Origin of the sequence: Ideonella alba (assembly GCF_018069875.1) — a bacterium.
GTDB classification, from domain to species: Bacteria; Pseudomonadota; Gammaproteobacteria; order Burkholderiales; family Burkholderiaceae_C; genus Ideonella; species Ideonella alba.
Window position 1 is genome coordinate 187,749 of the sequence record NZ_JAGQDF010000004.1, and the last position, 20,153, is coordinate 207,901.

28 protein-coding genes are annotated in these 20,153 nt (G+C 65.3%); 1 reads left to right on the forward strand and 27 read right to left on the reverse strand.

Annotation, left to right across the window (positions count from 1 at the left end; genetic code table 11):
* Positions 1-29: 29 nt before the first annotated feature.
* From rplO to rpsL, 26 genes are all read right to left on the reverse strand, one after another.
* Positions 30-461, reverse strand: a complete 432-nt coding sequence (rplO, locus tag KAK07_RS08265) for a 50S ribosomal protein L15 (protein WP_210860182.1) — start codon at positions 459-461, stop codon at positions 30-32.
* A gap of 30 nt (positions 462-491) precedes the next feature.
* On the reverse strand, positions 492-677 hold the full coding sequence (gene rpmD / locus KAK07_RS08270) for a 50S ribosomal protein L30 (RefSeq protein WP_210801678.1): 186 nt from the start codon (positions 675-677) through the stop codon (positions 492-494).
* A gap of 20 nt (positions 678-697) precedes the next feature.
* Positions 698-1,216, reverse strand: coding sequence for a 30S ribosomal protein S5 (rpsE, locus tag KAK07_RS08275; RefSeq protein ID WP_210852831.1), 519 nt, complete (start codon positions 1,214-1,216; stop codon positions 698-700).
* Positions 1,217-1,240: 24 nt separating this feature from the next.
* Positions 1,241-1,600, reverse strand: coding sequence for a 50S ribosomal protein L18 (gene rplR / locus KAK07_RS08280; RefSeq protein ID WP_210852833.1), 360 nt, complete (start codon positions 1,598-1,600; stop codon positions 1,241-1,243).
* 11 nt (positions 1,601-1,611) lie between these two features.
* Positions 1,612-2,145, reverse strand: coding sequence for a 50S ribosomal protein L6 (gene rplF / locus KAK07_RS08285; RefSeq protein ID WP_210852835.1), 534 nt, complete (start codon positions 2,143-2,145; stop codon positions 1,612-1,614).
* Between the two features lie 15 nt (positions 2,146-2,160).
* A complete protein-coding gene (rpsH, locus tag KAK07_RS08290) occupies positions 2,161-2,556 on the reverse strand; it encodes a 30S ribosomal protein S8 (protein ID WP_210852837.1) in 396 nt (131 codons plus the stop codon).
* Between the two features lie 24 nt (positions 2,557-2,580).
* Complete coding sequence (rpsN, locus tag KAK07_RS08295) at positions 2,581-2,886, reverse strand: 30S ribosomal protein S14 (protein WP_210801683.1); 306 nt, start codon at positions 2,884-2,886, stop codon at positions 2,581-2,583.
* Between the two features lie 8 nt (positions 2,887-2,894).
* Positions 2,895-3,434, reverse strand: coding sequence for a 50S ribosomal protein L5 (gene rplE / locus KAK07_RS08300; RefSeq protein ID WP_210801722.1), 540 nt, complete (start codon positions 3,432-3,434; stop codon positions 2,895-2,897).
* Between the two features lie 42 nt (positions 3,435-3,476).
* Positions 3,477-3,794, reverse strand: coding sequence for a 50S ribosomal protein L24 (gene rplX / locus KAK07_RS08305; protein ID WP_210852839.1), 318 nt, complete (start codon positions 3,792-3,794; stop codon positions 3,477-3,479).
* Positions 3,795-3,822: 28 nt separating this feature from the next.
* Positions 3,823-4,191, reverse strand: a complete 369-nt coding sequence (gene rplN / locus KAK07_RS08310; protein ID WP_119156770.1) for a 50S ribosomal protein L14 — start codon at positions 4,189-4,191, stop codon at positions 3,823-3,825.
* 254 nt (positions 4,192-4,445) lie between these two features.
* The gene (locus KAK07_RS08315; RefSeq protein ID WP_210852841.1) at positions 4,446-4,961 is read right to left on the reverse strand and encodes a peroxiredoxin; all 516 of its coding nucleotides are present in this window, start codon (positions 4,959-4,961) and stop codon (positions 4,446-4,448) included.
* Positions 4,962-5,096: 135 nt separating this feature from the next.
* The gene (gene rpsQ, locus KAK07_RS08320) at positions 5,097-5,372 is read right to left on the reverse strand and encodes a 30S ribosomal protein S17 (RefSeq protein WP_210801686.1); all 276 of its coding nucleotides are present in this window, start codon (positions 5,370-5,372) and stop codon (positions 5,097-5,099) included.
* Positions 5,369-5,569, reverse strand: a complete 201-nt coding sequence (rpmC, locus tag KAK07_RS08325; protein ID WP_210801687.1) for a 50S ribosomal protein L29 — start codon at positions 5,567-5,569, stop codon at positions 5,369-5,371. The genes rpsQ and rpmC overlap by 4 nt, the downstream gene beginning before the upstream one ends.
* A 14-nt stretch (positions 5,570-5,583) precedes the next feature.
* Positions 5,584-6,000, reverse strand: a complete 417-nt coding sequence (rplP, locus tag KAK07_RS08330) for a 50S ribosomal protein L16 (RefSeq protein ID WP_210852843.1) — start codon at positions 5,998-6,000, stop codon at positions 5,584-5,586.
* Positions 6,001-6,002: 2 nt separating this feature from the next.
* Entirely contained in the window at positions 6,003-6,857 is an 855-nt protein-coding gene (gene rpsC, locus KAK07_RS08335) for a 30S ribosomal protein S3 (protein WP_210801689.1), read from the reverse strand.
* Positions 6,858-6,865: 8 nt separating this feature from the next.
* On the reverse strand, positions 6,866-7,195 hold the full coding sequence (gene rplV, locus KAK07_RS08340) for a 50S ribosomal protein L22 (RefSeq protein WP_210852845.1): 330 nt from the start codon (positions 7,193-7,195) through the stop codon (positions 6,866-6,868).
* 12 nt (positions 7,196-7,207) lie between these two features.
* Positions 7,208-7,483, reverse strand: a complete 276-nt coding sequence (gene rpsS, locus KAK07_RS08345; protein WP_210801691.1) for a 30S ribosomal protein S19 — start codon at positions 7,481-7,483, stop codon at positions 7,208-7,210.
* 10 nt (positions 7,484-7,493) lie between these two features.
* The gene (gene rplB, locus KAK07_RS08350) at positions 7,494-8,318 is read right to left on the reverse strand and encodes a 50S ribosomal protein L2 (protein WP_210801692.1); all 825 of its coding nucleotides are present in this window, start codon (positions 8,316-8,318) and stop codon (positions 7,494-7,496) included.
* A gap of 3 nt (positions 8,319-8,321) precedes the next feature.
* A complete protein-coding gene (rplW, locus tag KAK07_RS08355) occupies positions 8,322-8,633 on the reverse strand; it encodes a 50S ribosomal protein L23 (RefSeq protein ID WP_210801693.1) in 312 nt (103 codons plus the stop codon).
* Entirely contained in the window at positions 8,630-9,250 is a 621-nt protein-coding gene (gene rplD / locus KAK07_RS08360; RefSeq protein ID WP_210852847.1) for a 50S ribosomal protein L4, read from the reverse strand. The genes rplW and rplD overlap by 4 nt, the downstream gene beginning before the upstream one ends.
* Entirely contained in the window at positions 9,250-9,921 is a 672-nt protein-coding gene (gene rplC, locus KAK07_RS08365) for a 50S ribosomal protein L3 (protein ID WP_210852849.1), read from the reverse strand. Before rplC ends, rplD begins: the two co-directional genes overlap by 1 nt.
* Positions 9,922-10,155: 234 nt before the next feature.
* Entirely contained in the window at positions 10,156-10,467 is a 312-nt protein-coding gene (gene rpsJ / locus KAK07_RS08370) for a 30S ribosomal protein S10 (protein WP_210801696.1), read from the reverse strand.
* Positions 10,468-10,477: 10 nt separating this feature from the next.
* The gene (gene tuf, locus KAK07_RS08375) at positions 10,478-11,668 is read right to left on the reverse strand and encodes an elongation factor Tu (RefSeq protein ID WP_210860184.1); all 1,191 of its coding nucleotides are present in this window, start codon (positions 11,666-11,668) and stop codon (positions 10,478-10,480) included.
* 212 nt (positions 11,669-11,880) lie between these two features.
* Positions 11,881-13,983: an elongation factor G gene (gene fusA, locus KAK07_RS08380; RefSeq protein ID WP_210852869.1), complete on the reverse strand. Its 2,103-nt coding sequence runs from the start codon at positions 13,981-13,983 to the stop codon at positions 11,881-11,883.
* 75 nt (positions 13,984-14,058) lie between these two features.
* Positions 14,059-14,529 (reverse strand): 30S ribosomal protein S7, encoded by a 471-nt coding sequence (gene rpsG / locus KAK07_RS08385; RefSeq protein ID WP_210801699.1) that lies wholly within the window; start codon positions 14,527-14,529, stop codon positions 14,059-14,061.
* A 179-nt stretch (positions 14,530-14,708) separates the two neighbouring features.
* On the reverse strand, positions 14,709-15,086 hold the full coding sequence (gene rpsL, locus KAK07_RS08390; RefSeq protein ID WP_210852871.1) for a 30S ribosomal protein S12: 378 nt from the start codon (positions 15,084-15,086) through the stop codon (positions 14,709-14,711).
* A 255-nt stretch (positions 15,087-15,341) separates the two neighbouring features.
* Here rpsL and KAK07_RS08395 point away from each other — a divergent pair, with 255 nt between their 5' ends.
* Positions 15,342-15,791: a PIN domain-containing protein gene (locus KAK07_RS08395; protein ID WP_210860186.1), complete on the forward strand. Its 450-nt coding sequence runs from the start codon at positions 15,342-15,344 to the stop codon at positions 15,789-15,791.
* 54 nt (positions 15,792-15,845) lie between these two features.
* On the opposite strand, the gene rpoC is transcribed toward KAK07_RS08395, so the two are convergent.
* Positions 15,846-20,072 (reverse strand): DNA-directed RNA polymerase subunit beta', encoded by a 4,227-nt coding sequence (gene rpoC, locus KAK07_RS08400; RefSeq protein WP_210852874.1) that lies wholly within the window; start codon positions 20,070-20,072, stop codon positions 15,846-15,848.
* Positions 20,073-20,153 lie beyond the last annotated feature (81 nt).

Genomic DNA, 20,153 nt, shown 5'->3' on the forward strand with positions numbered 1-20,153 from the left:
GAGCGTGGGTGTCCTTCAGCGCGTGCCGATCAGCCCAGCGTGCCGCCGGCGGCTTCGATCGCGGCCTTCGCGCCGGCGGTGGCACCGATGCCCTTGAGGGACACCTTGGCGCTCAGCTCGCCCGACTTGATGACCTTGACGTTCTTCGCCAGCTGGGGCACCAGGCCGGCCGCCTTCAGGGTCGACACGTCGACCTCGGCAGCGCCCAGGGCTTGCAGCTCGGAGAGCGTGATTTCGGCGTTGTACTTCAGCGAGGCCGACTTGAAGCCGCGCTTGGGCAGACGACGCTGCAGCGGCATCTGGCCGCCTTCGAAGCCGACCTTGTGGTAGCCGCCCGCACGGGACTTCTGGCCCTTGTGGCCACGGCCGGCGGTCTTGCCCAGGCCCGAGCCGATGCCACGGCCGACGCGGCGCTTGGCATGCTTGGAACCGGTGGCCGGCTGGATGGTGTTGAGTTGCATGGTGCTTTTCCTGTCGATCAGGCGCGGTGCTTACAGCACCTGGACCAGGTAGGAAATCTTGTTGATCATGCCGCGAACCGCCGGGGTGTCTTCCAGGGTGCGCTGGCTGTTGAGCTTGCCCAGGCCCAGGCCACGCACGGTGGCGCGGTGGGATTCCTTGCAGCCGATCGGGCTCTTGACCAGCTTGACCGTGAGGGTCTTCTTGGCGTCAGTCATGTTGGCTCCTGCTGGGCTGATCAGTTGAAGATCTCTTCAACCGACTTGCCGCGCTTGGCAGCGATCTCGGCCGGGGTCGACACGTTCTTCAGCGCGTCGAGCGTGGCACGGACCATGTTGTAGGCGTTCGAGGTGCCGTGGCTCTTGGCGACGATGTCGGTGATGCCCAGCACTTCGAAGACGGCGCGCATCGGGCCGCCGGCGATGATGCCGGTACCGGCCGGCGCGGGCATCATCAGCACGCGGGCGGCACCGTGGTGACCCTTGACCACATGGTGGATCGTGCCGTTCTTCAGCGGCACCTTGACCATGTTGCGGCGGGCCGAATCCATGGCCTTCTGCACCGACACCGGCACTTCCTTGGCCTTGCCCTTGCCCATGCCGACGCGGCCGTCGCCGTCGCCGACCACGGTCAGCGCCGCGAAGCTCAGCGTGCGACCACCCTTGACGACCTTGGTGACGCGGTTGACCGCGATCATCTTTTCCTTCAGGCCGTCGTCATTGCCTTCAGTCTGGGCGCGGGGAGTGAACTTTGCCATTTTCAGGTTTCCTTTTCGCGCAGATCAGAACTGCAGGCCGGCTTCGCGAGCGGCTTCGGCCAGGGCCTTGACACGGCCGTGGTAGGCGAAGCCCGCACGGTCGAAAGCCACCTTGTCGACGCCAGCGGCCTTGGCCTTCTCGGCGATGCGCTTGCCCACCAGGGCCGCGGCTTCGGTGTTGCCACCTTTGCCCGACAGTTCGGTGCGCACGTCCTTCTCGGCGGTCGAGGCCGAGGCCAGGACCTTGCTGCCGCAGCCGGAGATGACCGAGGCGTAGATGTGCAGATTCGAGCGGAAGACGGTCAGGCGCGCGACGCCCTGCGTGGCGATGCGCTCGCGGGTCTGGCGCGAACGACGCAGGCGCTGCTCTTTCTTGTTCAGCATGGTGTCGCTCCTTACTTCTTCTTGGTCTCTTTGATGACCACGCGCTCGTCGGCATAGCGGATGCCCTTGCCCTTGTAGGGCTCGGGCGGCCGGATGGCGCGCACTTCGGCGGCGAGCTGGCCCACCACCTGGCGGTCAGCACCCTTGATGACGATTTCGGTGGGCGTCGCGGTGGTCACGGTGATGCCGGCGGGCATTTCCTTGACGACCGGATGCGAGAAACCGATCTGCAGGTTCAGCTTCTGGCCCTGGGCCTGGGCACGGAAGCCCACGCCGACCAGGTTCAGCTTCTTCTCGAAGCCCTTGCTGACGCCGTTGACCATGTTGGCCAGCAGCGCACGCATGGTGCCGCTCATGGCGTTCGCTTCGGCCGAATCGTTGGCCGGAGCGACCGACAGCACGGCGCCTTCCTGCTTCACGGTGACCAGGCCGTTGCCGGCGCGCACCAGGGTGCCCTGGGCGCCCTTGATGGTGATCTGGTCAGCAGCGATCTTGACGTCCACGCCTTGCGGGACGGTGATCGGCATTTTTCCAACGCGGGACATTGCTCGACTCCTCCCTTAGGCCACGTAGCACAGCACTTCGCCGCCGACGCCGGCAGCGCGCGCCTTGCGATCGGTCATCACGCCCTTGGGGGTCGTGACGATCGCCACGCCCAGGCCGTTCATGACCTGGGGGATGGCATCGCGGCCACGGTAGATGCGCAGGCCGGGGCGGCTCACGCGCTCGATGCGCTCGATCACGGGACGGCCGGCGTAGTACTTCAGGCCGATCTCGAGCTCGCTCTTGCCGCTCTCGCTCTTGACAGCGAAAGCGTCGATGTAGCCTTCATCCTTCAGGACCTGGGCAATCGCCACCTTCAGCTTCGAGGCGGGCATCGTCACCGACGCCTTCTCGACCGCCTGGGCATTGCGAATGCGGGTCAGCATGTCGGCGATGGGATCACTCATGCTCATGGTGTTATCTCCTTCTCGCCTTGATTACCAGCTGGCCTTGATCACGCCGGGGATGTCGCCCTTGAAGGCGAGATCGCGGATCTTGGAGCGGGCCAGACCGAACTTGCGGAACGTGCCGCGAGGACGACCGGTCAGCTCGCAGCGGGCGCGCTGGCGGGTCGGGTTGGCGTTGCGGGGCAGCTTCTGCAGCTCGAGGCGCGCGGCGTAGCGCTCTTCCTCGGACTTCTTGGCGTTGTCGATGATGGCCTTCAGCTCGGCGTACTTCTTCGCGTACTTGGCGACAAGCTTGGCGCGCTTTTCTTCGCGCTGGATCAGGGAAACCTTAGCCACGTGTCACCTCAGTTCTTGAACGGGAAGCGGAAGGCGGCGAGGAGCGCCTTGCACTCGTCGTCGGTCTTCGCGGTGGTCGTGAAGGAGATGTTCATGCCACGGATCGCGTCGATCTTGTCGTACTCGATTTCCGGGAAGATGATCTGTTCCTTGACGCCGATGTTGTAGTTGCCACGGCCATCGAACGAACGACCCGAGATGCCGCGGAAGTCGCGCACGCGCGGCAGGGCCACGGTGACGAAGCGGTCCAGGAATTCGTACATGCGGGCACCGCGCAGGGTGACCATGCAGCCGATGGGCACGCCGTCACGGATCTTGAAACCCGCGATGGCCTTGCGGCTCTTGGTGACCACGGGCTTCTGGCCGGCGATCTTGGTCAGGTCGCCGACGGCGTTGTCCATGACCTTCTTGTCGGCCACGGCCTCGCCCACACCCATGTTGAGCGTGATCTTGGTCAGACGCGGCACTTCCATCACCGACTTGTAGCCGAACTTGGCCATCATGTCGGGGACGACTTTTTCCTGGTAGAAGGCCTGCAGTCGGGCGATGACGGCGGCTTGTTGCTGTTGACTCATGCTGGATACCCCGCCTTAAGCCTTGATCTCTTCGCCGCTGGACTTGAAGACGCGCACGCGCTTGCCATCGGCCAGGGTCTTGATGCCCACGCGATCGGCCTTGCCGGCGGCGGCATTCCAGATCGCCACGTTGGATTGATGGATCGGCATGGTCTTGTCGATCACGCCACCGGTGGTGCCCTTGAGCGGGTTCGGCTTGACGTGCTTCTTGACCATGTTGACGCCCTCGACGACCACATGGTCGGCGTCAACGCGCAGCGACACGGTGCCGCGCTTGCCCTTGTCACGGCCGGTCAGGACCACGACCTGGTCGCCCTTGCGAATCTTGTTCATCGCGTTTCCTCTTGTGGGTGCGAAGCGCTTACAGCACCTCGGGCGCCAGCGACACGATCTTCATGAAGCGCTCGGAGCGCAGTTCGCGCGTCACCGGGCCGAAGATGCGGGTGCCGATCGGCTCCAGCTTGTTGTTCAGCAGGACGGCGGCGTTGCCGTCGAACTTGACGAGCGAGCCATCCTGGCGGCGCACACCCTTGGCGGTGCGCACGACGACGGCGCTGTAGACCTCGCCCTTCTTGACGCGGCCACGGGGAGCAGCTTCCTTGATGCTCACCTTGATGATGTCGCCGATACCGGCGTAGCGACGCTTGGAGCCGCCCAGCACCTTGATGCACATGACGGACTTCGCGCCCGTGTTGTCCGCGACGTCGAGCCGCGATTGCATTTGGATCATGTCAATGTCCCCAACTTGCTCCCGCGGCGCCCACACCCCCTTGGCGTAGGCTGTCGCGGTCAGTATTGGGCCCGTCTGGCTCCGGGCACCTCTTGCGAAGGCGCCCTCGACCGATTGGGCAGAAAACCGCCACGTCGCGCCCTTGCGTCCTTGTCGAGCTTGAAGTCGACAACGGCAAGGCCACGCCATTGCGGCGAAGCTGTCTATTATGCTGGCTTTCCCGAGGCCGTGTCAACAGCCCCGGGCGAGATTTTTCAGCGGGCCAGCTGCTGCGCCTGCTTCAGCAGGGTGGCGGCGTCGCTGACCTCGAACTGGCCAGGGCCTTCCACATTGAGCGTGCGCACCACGCCGTCGACGACCAGGGCCGAGTAGCGGTTGCTGCGCAGACCCAGGCCGCGGGCGCTGAGGTCCAGCGTCAGGCCGGTGGCGCGGGCGAAATCGGCCGAGCCGTCTGCCATCATGCGGACCTTGCCGCCGGTCTTCTGGTCGCGGCCCCAGGCGCCCATCACGAAAGCGTCATTGACCGACACGCACCAGATCTCGTCGACACCGGCCGCCTTGAGCTGGTCGTGCAGCTCCACGTAGCCGGGCACATGCTTGGCCGAGCAGGTGGGCGTGTAGGCGCCAGGCAGCGCGAACAGCGCGATGGTCTTGCCGGCGGTGGCCTTCTCGATGTCGAAGGCGTTGGGGCCCAGGCTGCAGCCATTGCCCTCGACCTCGATGAACTCGTACAGCGTGCCGCCGGGCAGCTTGTCGCCAACCTGGATCATGGGGAGCTCTCCTTCTTGTTGTGGGAACGGCCAGGCCCGGGAAATGAAGAAAGCCGCTGGGCCGGATTCTTCCAGCGCAGCGGCTTCGGTCACGCGCGGGGCCGCGAAGACCCCACCTGCGGGACGGTCAGGTGATCAGACCAGGCGGGCCTTCTCGACCAGGCGGGTCACGACCCAGTTCTTGGTCTTGGACAGCGGACGCGACTCGGAGATCTCGACGGTGTCACCCATCTTGTACTCGCCGTTCTCGTCATGCGCGTGGTACTTGCGCGACTCGCCGACGATCTTGCCGTACAGCGGGTGCTTGACGCGACGTTCGACCAGGACGGTGACCGTCTTGGCGCGCTTGTCGCTGACCACGCGACCGATCAGGGTGCGCTGGACCTTGGTGGTGGCTTGGGCTTCGCTCACTTCGCGGCTCCCTTCTTCTTCTCGGCCAGGATGGTCTTGGCACGGGCGATGTCACGGCGGACATTGCCCAGCTGGGCGGTGTTGCCCAGCTGTTGCGTGCCCTTTTGCATGCGCAGACCGAAGTGCGCCTTCAGGAGGTCGGAGACTTCCTTCTCGAGCGCGGCCACGTCCTTGGTACGCAGTTCAGATGCTTTCATGTGCTGTCCTTTTCTCAGGCGCCGATCTGGCGCGCCACGAAGGTGCAGCGCAGCGGCAGCTTGGCGGCAGCCAGCGTGAAGGCTTCACGGGCCAGCGCCTCGGGGACGCCGTTGACTTCGTAGAGCACCTTGCCGGGCACGATCTCGGCCACGTAGTACTCCGGGTTGCCCTTGCCGTTACCCATGCGGACCTCGGCAGGCTTCTGCGAGATCGGCTTGTCCGGGAAGATGCGGATGAAGATGCGGCCACCGCGCTTGATGTGACGCGAGATGGCACGACGTGCCGCCTCGATCTGGCGCGCGGTGATGCGGCCACGCTCGGTGGCCTTCAGACCAAAGTCGCCGAAGGACACGCTGGCGCCACGGGTGGCGACGCCAGTGTTACGGCCCTTCTGCTCCTTGCGGTACTTGCGACGTGCGGGTTGCAGCATGCTTATTCTCCTTTGCCTTCACCGGCGGCGGGCGTCTTGCGCACGCGCTTCACGCCGGGGGTGGCGGCGGCACCGGCGCCAGCCTCGGCCGGCTTGTCGCCAGCGGCAGCGCGCGGAGCACGGTCACCGGGGCGGCCACGGCCGGCCGGGGCGCCCGGGCGGGCGTTGCGGCGCGGGCGGCGGTCGTCCTCGGCACCGGCCGGGGTGTTGATGGTGGGCGCCTCGCCGTTGGCCAGGCGGTCACCGCGGTAGACCCACACCTTCACACCGATCACGCCGTAGGTCGTCTTGGCTTCGGAGAAGCCATAGTCGATGTCGGCCTTCAGGGTGTGAAGGGGCACGCGGCCTTCGCGGTACCACTCGGTACGGGCGATTTCGATGCCGTTCAGGCGGCCGGCGGACATGATCTTGATGCCCTGGGCGCCCAGGCGCATCGCGTTCTGCATCGCGCGCTTCATGGCGCGGCGAAACATGATGCGCTTTTCCAGCTGCTGGGTGATCGAGTCGGCGATCAGCTGAGCATCGACTTCAGGCTTGCGCACTTCCTCGATGTTCACGGCCACCGGCACGCCCAGACGCTTGGTCAGTTCGGCCTTCAGGTTCTCGATGTCCTCGCCCTTCTTGCCGATCACCACGCCCGGACGGGCGGAGTAGATCGTGATGCGGGCGTTCTTGGCAGGACGCTCGATCAGGATGCGCGAGACGGCGGCGTTCTTCAGCTTGGCCTTGAGGTACTCGCGCACATCCAGGTCTTCGGCCAGCATGCCGGCGAAGTTGCGGCTGTTCGCGTACCAGCGCGACGCCCAGGCACGGGTGACGGGCAGGCGGAAGCCGGTCGGGTGGATTTTCTGTCCCATGGTCTTCCTCAGTTCCCCACGGTCACGTAGATGTGGCAGGTCGGCTTGCTGATGCGGTTGCCGCGACCCTTGGCGCGCGCGGCGAAACGCTTGAGCGTGGCGCCCTGCTCGACATAGATCGAGGTGACCTTCAGGTCGTCGATGTCAGCGCCGTCGTTGTGCTCGGCGTTGGCGATGGCGCTTTCCAGCGCCTTCTTGACGATGCCGGCGGCCTTCTTCTGGGTGAAGGTCAGGATGTTCAGGGCTTGATCCACCTTCTTGCCGCGGACCATGTCCGCCACCAGGCGGCCCTTGTCAACGGAGAGGCGGACGCCACGGACGATTGCTTTGGTTTCCATCGTCGTGTTCCTTTACTTCTTGGCCTTCTTGTCCGCGGGGTGACCCTTGAACGTGCGGGTCAGCGCGAACTCGCCCAGCTTGTGGCCGACCATCTGGTCGGTCACATACACCGGAACGTGCTGCTTGCCGTTGTGCACGGCAATGGTCAGGCCGATGAAGTCGGGCAGGATGGTCGAGCGACGCGACCAGGTCTTGATCGGCTTCTTGTCCTTGGTGGTCACGGCCTTGTCGACCTTGGCCACCAGGTGATGGTCCACGAACGGACCCTTCTTGAGTGAACGTGCCATGGTCCAGCCCTTACTTCTTGCGACGCGAGACGATGAAGGTCTGCGTGCGCTTGTTGTTGCGAGTGCGGTAGCCCTTCGTCAGGGTGTTCCACGGCGACACCGGCACCTGGCCTTCGCCGGTGCGGCCTTCGCCACCACCGTGCGGGTGGTCGACCGGGTTCATCGCGGTACCACGCACGGTCGGGCGGATGCCCTGCCAACGGATCGCACCGGCCTTGCCGTACTGGCGCAGGTTGTGCTCTTCGTTGCTGACCTCACCGATGGTGGCGCGGCAGTCGATGTGGATCTTGCGCACTTCACCCGAGCGCAGGCGGACCTGAGCGTAGGTGCCTTCGCGGGCCATCAGCGTCACCGAGGTGCCGGCCGAGCGGCAGATCTGCGCGCCCTTGCCCGGCAGCATCTCGACGCAGTGGATGGTCGAGCCCACGGGGATGTTGCGGATCGGCAGCGTGTTGCCAGCCTTGATCGGGGCCTCGGCACCGCTCAGGATGGTGGCACCGACTTCCAGACCGCGCGGGGCGATGATGTAGCGGCGCTCGCCATCGGCGTAGCAGACCAGCGCGATGTGGGCGGTGCGGTTCGGGTCGTACTCGATGCGCTCGACCTTGGCCGGAATGCCGTCCTTGTTGCGCTTGAAGTCGACGACGCGGTAGTGGTGCTTGTGACCACCACCCTTGTGGCGCATCGTGATGTGGCCGTTGTTGTTGCGGCCCGACTTCTGCTTCTGCGGCTCCAGCAGCGACGCTTCAGGAGCGCCCTTGTGCAGGTGCTTGTGAACGACCTTGACGACGGCGCGGCGGCCCGGCGAGGTCGGTTTGACTTTGACGACTGCCATGATTTACGCGGCCTCCCCGGAGAAGTTGAGCTCCTGGCCGGCCTTCAGCGAGACATACGCCTTCTTGACGTGGTCGCGACGGCCGATCGAGCGACCGAAGCGCTTGACCTTGCCCTTGACGTTGACGACGTTCACCGCCTCGACCTCGACCTTGAACAGCAGTTCGACTGCGGCCTTGATCTCGGGCTTGGTGGCGTCGCGCAGGACCTTGAACATCACCTGGTTGTGCTTCTCGCCCACCGAGGTGGCCTTCTCGGAGATCACCGGGGCGACCAGCACCTGGGCCAGACGGCCCTCGTTGAACTTGGTGCTCATGCGAACATCTCCTTGAGCTGTTCGATCGCGCCCTTGGTCACCAGCACCTTCTTGTAGAAGACCAGCGACAGCGGATCGGCGTAGCGCGGCTCGACCACCAGCACGTTGGCCAGGTTGCGCGAGGCCAGCGCCAGGTTGTCGTCCACGTTGTCGGAAATGACCATCACCGAGTCCAGGCCCATGGCCTTGAACTTGGAGGCCAGCAGCTTGGTCTTGGGCGCCTCGATGGTCAGCGAATCGACCACCGCGATGCGGCCGTCACGGGCCAGCTGCGAGAAGATGGTGGCCATCGCGGCGCGGTACATCTTCTTGTTGACCTTCTGCGAGAAGTTCTCGTCCGGCGTGTTCGGGAAGATCCGACCACCCCCGCGCCACAGCGGCGACGAGGTCATACCGGCGCGAGCGCGGCCGGTGCCCTTCTGACGGAACGGCTTCTTCGTCGAGTGGTGAACCTCGCGACGGGTCAGCTGCTTGCGGGTGCCTTGACGGGCGTTCGCCTGGTAGGCGACCACGACCTGGTGGACCAGGGCTTCGTTGTAGTCGCGGGCGAACACGGTGTCAGGCGCGTCCACCTTGGAGGTGGCCTGCCCTTGTTCGTTCAGGAGCTCGAGTTGCATCAGTTGGCTCCCTTCTTGACCTTGACCTTGACGGCGGGACGCACGGTCACGAAGCCGTTCTTGGCGCCCGGCACCGCGCCACGCACCAGCAGCAGCTGGCGGGCTTCATCGATGCGGACGATGTCCAGGTTCTGGGTGGTGACGGTCTCGTCGCCCATGTGGCCGGTCATCTTCTTGCCCGGGAACACACGGCCCGGATCCTGCGCCATCGAGATGGAGCCCGGGACATTGTGCGAACGGCTGTTGCCGTGCGAGGCGCGCTGCGAACCGAAGTTGTGGCGCTTGATCGTGCCGGCGTAGCCCTTGCCGATCGAGGTGCCCTGCACGTCGACCTTCTGGCCGGCGGCGAACAGCGTGACGGGCACGGTGGCACCGGCCTTGTATTCGGCGGCCACGGTGGCGTCGACGCGGAATTCCTTCAGGACTTCACCGGCTTCGACACCCGCCTTGGCGAGGTGGCCGGCTTCCGGCTTGGTCACGCGCGATGCCTTGCGCGTGCCGAACGCCACTTGGAGGGCGCTGTAGCCGTCGGTCTCGACGGTCTTGACCTGGGTGACGCGGTTGTTGGACACATCCAGCACGGTCACGGGGATGGCGTCGCCATCGTCCGTGAACACGCGCATCATGCCCACCTTGCGGCCCAGCAAACCGAGACGGTTGCTCAGACTCATGGTTCTTCTCCGCTCCACTGAAGGAGCTGGGTTTTCACATCCCCGACAACGATTGGCCGGGCTGACGGTGTCATCTGACTCTTCACTCCAACGCCGCCTGTCGGCACCGCAGTTCTGAAAAGTGATGACGCGAAGGCGACCACGAATGGCCGCCTTTCGCAAAAGCTGGCGAGTATAACCAGCCCCGGACTAACCCGCAAGTAGGCCTGCGGGCGCCCGGCGCCGGTCAGCGGCTCACTGGAGCTTGATCTCCACGTCCACACCGGCCGGCAGGTCGAGCTTCATCAGGGCATCGACGGTCTTGTCGGTCGGGTCGACGATGTCCATCAGGCGCTGGTGCGTGCGGATCTCGAACTGGTCGCGGCTGGTCTTGTTGACGTGCGGCGAGCGCAGGATGTCGAAACGCTGCATGCGGGTCGGCAGGGGCACCGGGCCCTTGACGATCGCGCCGGTGCGCTTGGCGGTGTCGACGATTTCCAGAGCCGATTGGTCGATCAGCTTGTAGTCGAAGGCCTTGAGGCGGATGCGGATCTTTTGCTTGGACATGGTCCGCCCCTTATTCAATGATCTTGGCCACGACGCCGGCGCCGACGGTGCGGCCGCCTTCACGGATGGCGAAGCGCAGGCCTTCTTCCATCGCGATCGGGGCGATCAGCTTGACGGTGATGCTGACGTTGTCGCCCGGCATGACCATTTCCTTGTCCTTCGGCAGCTCCACCGCGCCGGTCACGTCCGTCGTGCGGAAGTAGAACTGCGGGCGATAGTTGTTGAAGAACGGGGTGTGGCGGCCGCCCTCTTCCTTGCTCAGGACATAGACCTCAGCGGTGAAGTGGGTGTGCGGCTTGATCGAGCCGGGCTTGCACAGCACCTGGCCGCGCTCGACTTCCTCGCGCTTGGTTCCGCGCAGCAGGATGCCCACGTTGTCGCCCGCCTGGCCCTGGTCCAGCAGCTTGCGGAACATTTCCACGCCGGTGCAGGTGGTCTTCTGGGTCGGCTTGATACCGACGATCTCGATTTCCTCGCCGACCTTGATGATGCCGCGCTCGACGCGACCGGTCACCACGGTGCCGCGGCCCGAGATCGAGAACACGTCTTCCACCGGCATCAGGAAGGTGCCGTCCACGGCGCGCTCGGGCGTCGGGATGTAGCTGTCCAGCGCGTCGGCCAGGCGGAAGATCGCCTGCTCGCCCAGGTCACCGGTGTCGCCTTCGATCGCCAGCTTGGCCGAGCCCTTGATGATCGGGGTGTCGTCGCCGGGGAAGTCGTACTTGCTGAGCAGCTCGCGCACTTCCATCTCGACCAGCTCGAGCAGCTCGGCGTCGTCGACCATGTCGCACTTGTTCAGGAAGACGATGATGTAGGGCACGCCCACCTGACGCGCCAGCAGGATGTGCTCGCGGGTCTGGGGCATCGGGCCGTCAGCGGCCGAGCACACCAGGATCGCGCCGTCCATCTGGGCGGCGCCGGTGATCATGTTCTTCACATAGTCGGCGTGGCCCGGGCAGTCGACGTGCGCGTAGTGGCGGTTGGCCGTCTCGTACTCGACGTGCGCGGTGTTGATCGTGATGCCGCGTGCCTTCTCTTCCGGCGCCGCATCGATCTGGTCGTAGGCCTTGGCCTCGCCACCGAACTTCTTGGCCAGGATCGTCGTGATCGCCGCCGTCAGCGTCGTCTTGCCATGGTCCACGTGACCAATCGTGCCCACGTTCACGTGCGGCTTGGTCCGTTCAAACTTGCCTTTTGCCATTTCTCAGATCTCCAGGTAAAGAGCAGCGCCCGTGTCGGTTTAACGTCTCCAGCACTGGCCGCCACGGGCAGCAGGCCAACCCCGTCGTGAGGGGTGCTGAAGACCTGAAAGGAGACCCAACCCATCCAGCGGCAACCGCGGAACCGGCTTTGCCGGGCCGCTGGTTGCGCCCCCTTGAGGGGGAGCGGCGGCAGCCGCTCCGGGGGTGGGTGTTACTTCGAGCGCGCGGTGATGATCGCGTCGGCCACGTTCTTCGGAGCTTCGCTGTAGTGCTTGAACTCCATCGTGTACGTGGCACGGCCTTGCGACATCGAGCGCAGCGTGGTCGAGTAGCCGAACATCTCGGACAGCGGGACCTCGGCCTTGATGATCTTGCCGCCGCCGACCATGTCGTCCATGCCCTGGACCATGCCGCGGCGGGACGACAGGTCGCCCATCACCGAGCCGGCGTAGTCTTCCGGGGTCTCGACTTCCACGGCCATCATCGGCTCCAGGATCACCGGGCTGGCGCGGCGCATGGCTTCCTTGAAGCCCATCGACGCGGCCATCTTGAACGCGTTTTCGTTCGAGTCCACTTCGTGGTACGAGCCGAAGGTCAGCGTGACCTTGACGTCGACCACCGGGAAGCCCGCCAGCACGCCGTTGGGCAGGGTGTCGATGACGCCCTTCTCAACCGCCGGGATGAACTCGCGCGGCACCACGCCACCCTTGATCGCGTCGACGAACTCGAAGCCCTTGCCGGCTTCCTGAGGATCGATCGTGAACACCACGTGACCGTACTGGCCCTTGCCGCCCGACTGGCGGACGAACTTGCCTTCGACGTCGGTGGCCGACTTGCGGATGGTCTCGCGGTACGCGACCTGCGGCTTGCCCACGTTGGCTTCCACGCCGAACTCGCGCTTCATGCGGTCGACGATGATTTCCAGGTGCAGCTCGCCCATGCCCGAGATGATGGTCTGGCCCGATTCCTCGTCGGTGCGGACGCGGAACGAGGGGTCTTCGGCAGCCAGACGGCCCAGCGCGATGCCCATCTTTTCCTGGTCGGCCTTGGTCTTCGGTTCCACGGCCTGCGAGATCACCGGCTCGGGGAAGACCATCTTTTCCAGCGTGATCACGGCATCCGGATCGCACAGGGTCTCGCCCGTGGTCACTTCCTTCAGGCCCACGCAGGCGGCGATGTCACCGGCCAGGATTTCCTTGATTTCCTCACGCTGGTTGGCGTGCATCTGCAGGATCCGGCCGATGCGCTCCTTCTTGCCCTTGATCGGGTTGTAGACGGTCGAGCCGGAGGTCAGCACGCCCGAGTACACGCGAACGAAGGTCAGCTGGCCGACGAACGGGTCGGTCATCAGCTTGAAGGCCAGCGCGGAGAACTTCTCCTTGTCGTCGGCATTGCGGGTGACCGGCTGGTCGTCCTCGTCGGTGCCGCCGACCGGGGGAATGTCCACCGGGGAAGGCAGGAAGTCGATCACCGCGTCGAGCATGCGCTGCACACCCTTGTTCTTGAAGGCGGTGCCGCACAGCATCGGCTGGATCTCGGTGGCGATGGTGCGTTGACGGATCGCGCCCTTGATCTCTTCCTCGGTCAGGTCGCCCGTCTCGAGGTACTTGTTCATCAGCTCTTCGGTGGCTTCGGCAGCCGCCTCGACCATCTTCTCGCGCCATTCCTTGGCCTGCTCGGCCAGCTCGGCGGGGATGTCCTCGTACGAGAACTTCATGCCCTGCGAGGCCTCATCCCAGAAGATCGCCTTCATCTTGATGAGGTCGACCACGCCCTTGAAGTTTTCCTCGGCGCCGATGGGGATCACCACGGGCACGGGGTTGGCCTTCAGGCGGGTCTTCATCTGGTCGACGACCTTGAAGAAGTTGGCGCCGGTGCGGTCCATCTTGTTGACGAACGCGAGGCGGGGCACCTTGTACTTGTTGGCCTGGCGCCAGACGGTTTCCGACTGCGGCTGCACGCCACCCACCGCGCAGTACACCATGCAGGCGCCGTCGAGCACGCGCATCGAACGCTCCACCTCGATGGTGAAGTCGACGTGGCCCGGGGTGTCGATGATGTTGAAGCGGTGCTCCGGATAGTTCAGGTCCATGCCCTTCCAGAAGCAGGTGGTCGCGGCGGAGGTGATCGTGATGCCACGCTCCTGCTCCTGCTCCATCCAGTCCATGGTCGCGGCACCGTCGTGCACTTCACCGATCTTGTGGTTCACACCGGTGTAATACAGGATGCGCTCGGTGGTGGTGGTCTTGCCGGCGTCGATGTGAGCGGAGATACCGATGTTGCGGTAGCGCTCAATGGGGGTCTGACGAGCCATGTGTCACTCCAAATGCCAGAAATGGCGAGGGCCGCCCGGGTCAGCGTTAACCCTGAGCGGCCAAAGAACGGTGGTTTAGAAGCGGAAGTGCGAGAAGGCCTTGTTGGCTTCGGCCATGCGGTGCACTTCGTCGCGCTTCTTCATCGCGCCGCCGCGGCCTTCCGAGGCCTCCAGCAGCTCGTTGGCCAGGCGGGCAGCCATCGACTTCTCACCACGCTTGCGGGCCGACTCCTTGAGCCAGCGCATCGCCAGGGCCATGCGGCGGATGGGACGAACTTCCACGGGAACTTGGTAGTTCGCACCACCGACGCGGCGGCTCTTGACTTCGACCATGGGCTTCACGTTGTTCAGCGCGGTCATGAACACTTCCAGCGGATCCTTGGCGGCCTTCTTCTCGACTTGCTCGAGGGCGCCATAGATGATGCGCTCAGCCACGGCCTTCTTGCCGGACTCCATGATGACGTTCATGAACTTGGACAGATCGACCGAGCCGAACTTCGGATCGGGCAGGATCTCGCGCTTGGGGACTTCGCGACGACGAGGCATTTCACTCTTCCTTCATCTTCAGTGGGTGGCAGCCACCTGCTCACCTGGAGGGACCACGCTTGCACGAGGCGTTTCGGGCCCTTCACTTACTCGACCGCACCGTATCGGGGTGGGGCCGCAACTGGGATCACATCAGCAGCCTGGCAGGCCGGTGTGACACGAACGGGTCAGACGGCCGATCAGGCCTTCTTGGGACGCTTGGCGCCGTACTTGGAGCGGGCCTGCTTGCGATCCTTGACGCCTTGCAGGTCCAGCGAGCCACGCACGATGTGGTAGCGCACACCCGGCAGATCCTTCACACGGCCGCCGCGCACGAGCACGACGCTGTGTTCCTGCAGGTTGTGGCCTTCACCGCCGATGTACGAGATGACCTCGAAACCGTTGGTCAGGCGCACCTTGGCGACCTTCCGCAGCGCCGAGTTCGGCTTCTTCGGGGTCGTGGTGTAGACGCGGGTGCAAACCCCGCGGCGCTGCGGGCAGTTCTGCATCGCAGGCGACTTGGACTTCGTGACCTCGACCTGACGGCCTTGGCGCACGAGCTGGTTGATGGTGGGCATGGGTAACTTGTTCCCGTTTGAAGTTACGACGAAAAATTCCTTCCGGCTGGCGTCCAGCGCCTTGCGGGCCCTGGTGTCGCCCCGCAGGCGAATGCCCTGGGGCCCTGCGCAGCGCGCCGCAAAACGGCAACGGCGCCACCGGGTTGTCCAGGCAGCGCCAAGCGCGGCAGAATGTGCCGAAAAGCCGAACATTATAGGTCGACCCCGGCACGGCACGCAAGCCGCCTGGGCGCCCGACCCCAGCGAGCCATCAATGTGAACACCTACTCTCGCTCAGAGAGCCTGGATGCCGTGCTGGACACCCAGAGCATCCTCGACTGGCTGCACTTCGCCGACCCGCGATGCACCGCCTGGGAGGCCTGGCGGCAGGCCGGCGCCTGGCGCTGGCGGATCGCCGCGCCGCTGCGCGACGAACTGGCCCACGTGCTGGCCCGGGGTCGGCTGCCGGCCGCGGCCCCGTCGGGCCAGCCGGTGCTGGCGCAGGTGGACGTGCGGGCCCTGCCCGGTGAGCTGCCCGCCCCGGCGCCGCTGCCGAGCCTGCGCTGCACCGACCGCGACGACCAGAAGTTCATCGACTTCGCGCTGGCCTGCGGCGCGCGCTGGCTGGTCAGCCGCGACAAGGCGGTACTGAAGCTGCGCCGCCGCGCGCTGGCGCTGCACGGCCTGCAGATCGTCCATCCGGACGACTGGCGACCGGCCGGCTGAACGAAAAAAGGGCGACCTCTCGGTCGCCCTTCCTGGGGTGGCAGCCGCCGCGGCTTATTCGCCGGCCGGTGCGTCGCCCGCGTCATCCAGCGCGGCCAGCTGCGTGGCGGCCAGTTCCTCGGCCTCCTGCAGCGCGATGGCGCGACGCTCGGTCTCGTCCATCTCTTCCTTGGCCTTGCGGGCCTGGTGGAAGGCCATGCCAGTGCCGGCCGGGATCAGGCGGCCGACGATGACGTTTTCCTTCAGGCCGCGCAGCGAGTCGCGCTTGCCCATGATCGCCGCCTCGGTCAGCACGCGGGTGGTCTCCTGGAAGGAGGCCGCGGAGATGAACGAGTCGGTCGACAGCGAGGCCTTGGTGATGCCCAGCAGCACGTCCTGGTAGGTGGCCGGCAGCTTGTCCTCGGCGCGCAGCTTCTCGTTGGTGTTGAGCAGCTCGGAGCGCTCCACCTGTTCGCCGGCGATGTAGGTCGAGTCGCCCGGGTTGACGATCTGCACGCGGCGCAGCATCTGGCGAACGATCACCTCGATGTGCTTGTCGTTGATCTTCACGCCCTGCAGACGGTAGACGTCCTGCACCTCGTCGACGATGTAGCGCGCCAGCTCCTCGACGCCCAGCAGGCGCAGGATGTCCTGCGGATCCGCCGCGCCGTCGACGATCAGCTCGCCGCGGTTGACCACCTGGCCTTCGTGCACCAGGATGTTCTTCTCCTTGGGCACCAGCTCCTCGAACACCTTGCCGTCCGGGTCGGTGATCTGCAGGCGCACCTTGCCCTTGGTCTCCTTGCCGAAGGACACCGTGCCGGTGATCTCGGCCAGCGTGCCCTTGTCCTTGGGCGAGCGGGCTTCGAAGAGCTCGGCCACCCGCGGCAGACCGCCGGTGATGTCACGGGTCTTCTGGCCTTCGACCGGGATGCGCGCCAGCACTTCACCCGGCGCCAGGTCCTGGCCGTCGCGGATCTGGATCAGCGCGCCCACCTGGAAGCCGATCGTCACCGAGTGGTCGGTGCCGGGGATCTTGACTTCCTGGCCGGCGGCGTCGAGCAGCTTGACCTGCGGACGCACGACCTTGGCCGCGCCGCGGCGCTTCGGGTCGATCACCACCAGCGTCGACAGGCCGGTGACCTCGTCCACCTGCTTGGCGACGGTGACGCCTTCCTCGACGTTCTCGAAGCGCGCCTTGCCGGCGAACTCGGTGATGATCGGGCGGGTCAGCGGGTCCCAGTTGGCCAGCACGGTGCCGGCCTTGATCTGCTGGTCGGCCTTGACGTTCAGCGTGGCGCCGTACGGCACCTTGTGGCGCTCGCGCTCGCGGCCGTGCTGGTCGGAGATGATGATCTCGCCGGAACGCGAGATCACCACCAGTTCGCCCTTGCCGTTGGTCACGTAGCGCATCGTGGCGTTGAAGCCGATGAAGCCGTCCGACTTGGCATCCACGCTGGAGGCCACCGCCGCACGCGACGCCGCACCACCGATGTGGAAGGTTCGCATCGTCAGCTGCGTGCCCGGCTCGCCGATCGACTGCGCGGCGATCACGCCCACCGCTTCGCCGGTGTTCACCAGGCCACCGCGGCCCAGGTCGCGGCCGTAGCACTTGGCGCACAGGCCGAAGCGCGTGCCGCAGGTCAGCGGGGTGCGGACCTTGACCTCGTCGACGCCGGCCGACTCGATGACGTCCAGGTTGTCCTCGTCCAGCATGGTGCCGGCGGGGATCAGGATCTCCTGGGTCTCGGGGTGGGTCACCTCGACCGCGGTGACGCGGCCCAGGATGCGGTCGCGCAGCGACTCGATGACTTCACCGCCCTCGACCAGCGCGCGCATGGCGAAGCCGTGCTCGGTGCCGCAGTCGTCCTCGACCACCACCAGATCCTGCGTGACGTCCACCAGGCGGCGGGTCAGGTAGCCGGAGTTCGCGGTCTTCAGCGCCGTGTCCGCCAGGCCCTTGCGGGCGCCGTGGGTGGAGATGAAGTACTGCAGAACGTTCAGGCCTTCGCGGAAGTTCGCGGTGATCGGCGTCTCGATGATCGAGCCGTCCGGCTTGGCCATCAGGCCCCGCATGCCGGCCAGCTGGCGGATCTGGGCGGCGGAACCCCGCGCGCCCGAGTCGGCCATCATGTAGATCGAGTTGAACGACTCCTGGTCGACTTCCTTGCCGTGACGGTCGATGACCTTCTGCTTGGACAGCTGCGACATCATGACCTTGCCGACCTCGTCGCCGGTCTTGCCCCAGATGTCCACGACCTTGTTGTAGCGCTCACCGGCGGTGACCAGGCCCGAGACGTACTGCTGCTCGATCTCCTTGACCTCCTTCTCGGCACGCTCGATCAGGCCGGCCTTCTGCGGCGGCACCAGCATGTCGTCGATGGCGATCGAGATGCCGGCGCGCGTGGCCAGGCGGAAGCCCGACTGCAGCAGCTTGTCAGCGAAGACCACGGTCTCCTTCAGGCCGCACTTGCGGAAGGAAACGTTGATCAGGCGCGAGATTTCCTTCTTCTTGAGCGCCTTGTTGATGTTGGCGAACGGCAGGCCCTTGGGCAGGATCTCGGAGAGCAGCGCACGGCCGACGGTGGTGTCGACCAGCTTGGTCTCGGGCTGGAACTCGCCATCGGCGTCCTTGGTCCACTCGACCAGGCGCACCGAGATCTTCGAGGTGATCTCGACCGCACCGTTGTCCAGCGCGCGCTGCAGCTCGACGGTGTCGGAGAAGACCATGCCTTCGCCCTTGCCGTTGATGCGCTCGCGGGTGGCGTAGTACAGGCCCAGCACCACGTCCTGCGAGGGCACGATCGACGGCTCGCCCGAGGCCGGGAAGAGCACGTTGTTCGAGGCCAGCATCAGGGCGCGGGCTTCCATCTGCGCTTCGATCGACAGCGGCACGTGGACGGCCATCTGGTCACCGTCGAAGTCGGCGTTGAAGGCCGCGCAGACCAGCGGGTGCAGCTGGATCGCCTTGCCCTCGATCAGCACCGGCTCGAAGGCCTGGATGCCCAGGCGGTGCAGCGTCGGGGCGCGGTTGAGCATGACCGGGTGTTCCTTGATGACTTCCTCAAGGATGTCCCATACCACCGGCGTGCCCGATTCCACTTCCTTCTTCGCCGCCTTGATGGTGGTGGCGATGCCCATCGCCTCCAGCCGGCTGAAGATGAAGGGCTTGAACAGCTCCAGCGCCATCAGTTTGGGCAGGCCGCACTGGTGCAGCTTGAGCGTCGGACCCACGGTGATGACCGAGCGGCCCGAGTAGTCGACGCGCTTGCCCAGCAGGTTCTGGCGGAAGCGGCCGCTCTTGCCCTTGATCATGTCGGCCAGCGACTTCAGCGCGCGCTTGTTCGCGCCGGTCATGGCCTTGCCGCGACGGCCGTTGTCCAGCAGCGAATCGACGGCCTCCTGCAGCATGCGCTTTTCGTTGCGCACGATGATCTCGGGGGCCTTGAGCTCGAGCAGACGGGCCAGGCGGTTGTTGCGGTTGATGACGCGACGGTAGAGGTCGTTCAGGTCCGAGGTGGCGAAGCGGCCGCCATCCAGGGGCACCAGCGGACGCAGGTCCGGCGGCAGCACCGGCAGCACGTCCATCACCATCCAGTGCGGCTTGATGCCCGACTTCTTGAAGGCCTCCATCACCTTCAGGCGCTTGGAGTTCTTCTTGACCTTCAGCTCGCTGCCGGTCATGTCGTTGCGCAGCTTGTCGATCTCGACGTCGAGGTCCATCTCGGCGAGCAGCTTCTGGATGCCCTCGGCGCCCATCAGGGCCTCGAAGTCATCGCCGAAGGCGGGATCGGCACGCTTGGCCTCGTATTCGTCCTCGCTCATGATGCTGAACTTCTTCAGCGAGGTCATGCCGGGGTCGACGACGACGTAGGCTTCGAAGTACAGCACGCGCTCGATGTCGCGCAGCGTCATGTCGAGCACCAGGCCCAGACGCGACGGCAGCGACTTCAGGAACCAGATGTGGGCGCAGGGCGCGGCCAGGTCGATGTGGCCCATGCGCTCGCGGCGCACCTTGGTCTGGGTGACTTCAACGCCGCACTTCTCGCAGATCACGCCGCGGTGCTTCAGGCGCTTGTACTTGCCGCACAGGCACTCGTAGTCCTTGATCGGGCCGAAGATCTTGGCGCAGAACAGGCCGTCACGCTCCGGCTTGAAGGTGCGGTAGTTGATGGTCTCGGGCTTCTTCACCTCGCCGAACGACCACGAACGGATCTTCTCGGGCGAAGCCAGCCCGATCTTGATCGCGTCGAAGTGTTCATCCGGGGTGAACTGCTTGAAGAGGTCCAGCAAGCCTTTCATGGCTTAACTCCTAATGTGGTATCGAGATGGAAAAGGGGACGGATGACTGCAGCGGCAGGCGCGGGGCCTGCCGCCCAGGCG

Coding starts and splice junctions, on each gene's coding strand:
- rplO (WP_210860182.1), bottom strand. CDS start 461: ATGCAACTCAACACCATCCAGCCGGCCACCGGTTCCAAGCATGCCAAG.
- rpmD (WP_210801678.1), bottom strand. CDS start 677: ATGACTGACGCCAAGAAGACCCTCACGGTCAAGCTGGTCAAGAGCCCG.
- rpsE (WP_210852831.1), bottom strand. CDS start 1,216: ATGGCAAAGTTCACTCCCCGCGCCCAGACTGAAGGCAATGACGACGGC.
- rplR (WP_210852833.1), bottom strand. CDS start 1,600: ATGCTGAACAAGAAAGAGCAGCGCCTGCGTCGTTCGCGCCAGACCCGC.
- rplF (WP_210852835.1), bottom strand. CDS start 2,145: ATGTCCCGCGTTGGAAAAATGCCGATCACCGTCCCGCAAGGCGTGGAC.
- rpsH (WP_210852837.1), bottom strand. CDS start 2,556: ATGAGCATGAGTGATCCCATCGCCGACATGCTGACCCGCATTCGCAAT.
- rplX (WP_210852839.1), bottom strand. CDS start 3,794: ATGAACAAGATTCGCAAGGGCGACCAGGTCGTGGTCCTGACCGGCCGT.
- rplN (WP_119156770.1), bottom strand. CDS start 4,191: ATGATCCAAATGCAATCGCGGCTCGACGTCGCGGACAACACGGGCGCG.
- KAK07_RS08315 (WP_210852841.1), bottom strand. CDS start 4,961: ATGATCCAGGTTGGCGACAAGCTGCCCGGCGGCACGCTGTACGAGTTC.
- rpmC (WP_210801687.1), bottom strand. CDS start 5,569: ATGAAAGCATCTGAACTGCGTACCAAGGACGTGGCCGCGCTCGAGAAG.
- rplP (WP_210852843.1), bottom strand. CDS start 6,000: ATGCTGCAACCCGCACGTCGCAAGTACCGCAAGGAGCAGAAGGGCCGT.
- rpsC (WP_210801689.1), bottom strand. CDS start 6,857: ATGGGACAGAAAATCCACCCGACCGGCTTCCGCCTGCCCGTCACCCGT.
- rplV (WP_210852845.1), bottom strand. CDS start 7,195: ATGGAAACCAAAGCAATCGTCCGTGGCGTCCGCCTCTCCGTTGACAAG.
- rpsS (WP_210801691.1), bottom strand. CDS start 7,483: ATGGCACGTTCACTCAAGAAGGGTCCGTTCGTGGACCATCACCTGGTG.
- rplB (WP_210801692.1), bottom strand. CDS start 8,318: ATGGCAGTCGTCAAAGTCAAACCGACCTCGCCGGGCCGCCGCGCCGTC.
- rplW (WP_210801693.1), bottom strand. CDS start 8,633: ATGAGCACCAAGTTCAACGAGGGCCGTCTGGCCCAGGTGCTGGTCGCC.
- rplD (WP_210852847.1), bottom strand. CDS start 9,250: ATGCAACTCGAGCTCCTGAACGAACAAGGGCAGGCCACCTCCAAGGTG.
- rplC (WP_210852849.1), bottom strand. CDS start 9,921: ATGAGTCTGAGCAACCGTCTCGGTTTGCTGGGCCGCAAGGTGGGCATG.
- rpsJ (WP_210801696.1), bottom strand. CDS start 10,467: ATGTCCAAGCAAAAGATCCGCATCCGCCTCAAGGCCTTCGACTACAAG.
- tuf (WP_210860184.1), bottom strand. CDS start 11,668: ATGGCAAAAGGCAAGTTTGAACGGACCAAGCCGCACGTGAACGTGGGC.
- fusA (WP_210852869.1), bottom strand. CDS start 13,983: ATGGCTCGTCAGACCCCCATTGAGCGCTACCGCAACATCGGTATCTCC.
- rpsG (WP_210801699.1), bottom strand. CDS start 14,529: ATGCCTCGTCGTCGCGAAGTCCCCAAGCGCGAGATCCTGCCCGATCCG.
- rpsL (WP_210852871.1), bottom strand. CDS start 15,086: ATGCCCACCATCAACCAGCTCGTGCGCCAAGGCCGTCAGGTCGAGGTC.
- rpoC (WP_210852874.1), bottom strand. CDS start 20,072: ATGAAAGGCTTGCTGGACCTCTTCAAGCAGTTCACCCCGGATGAACAC.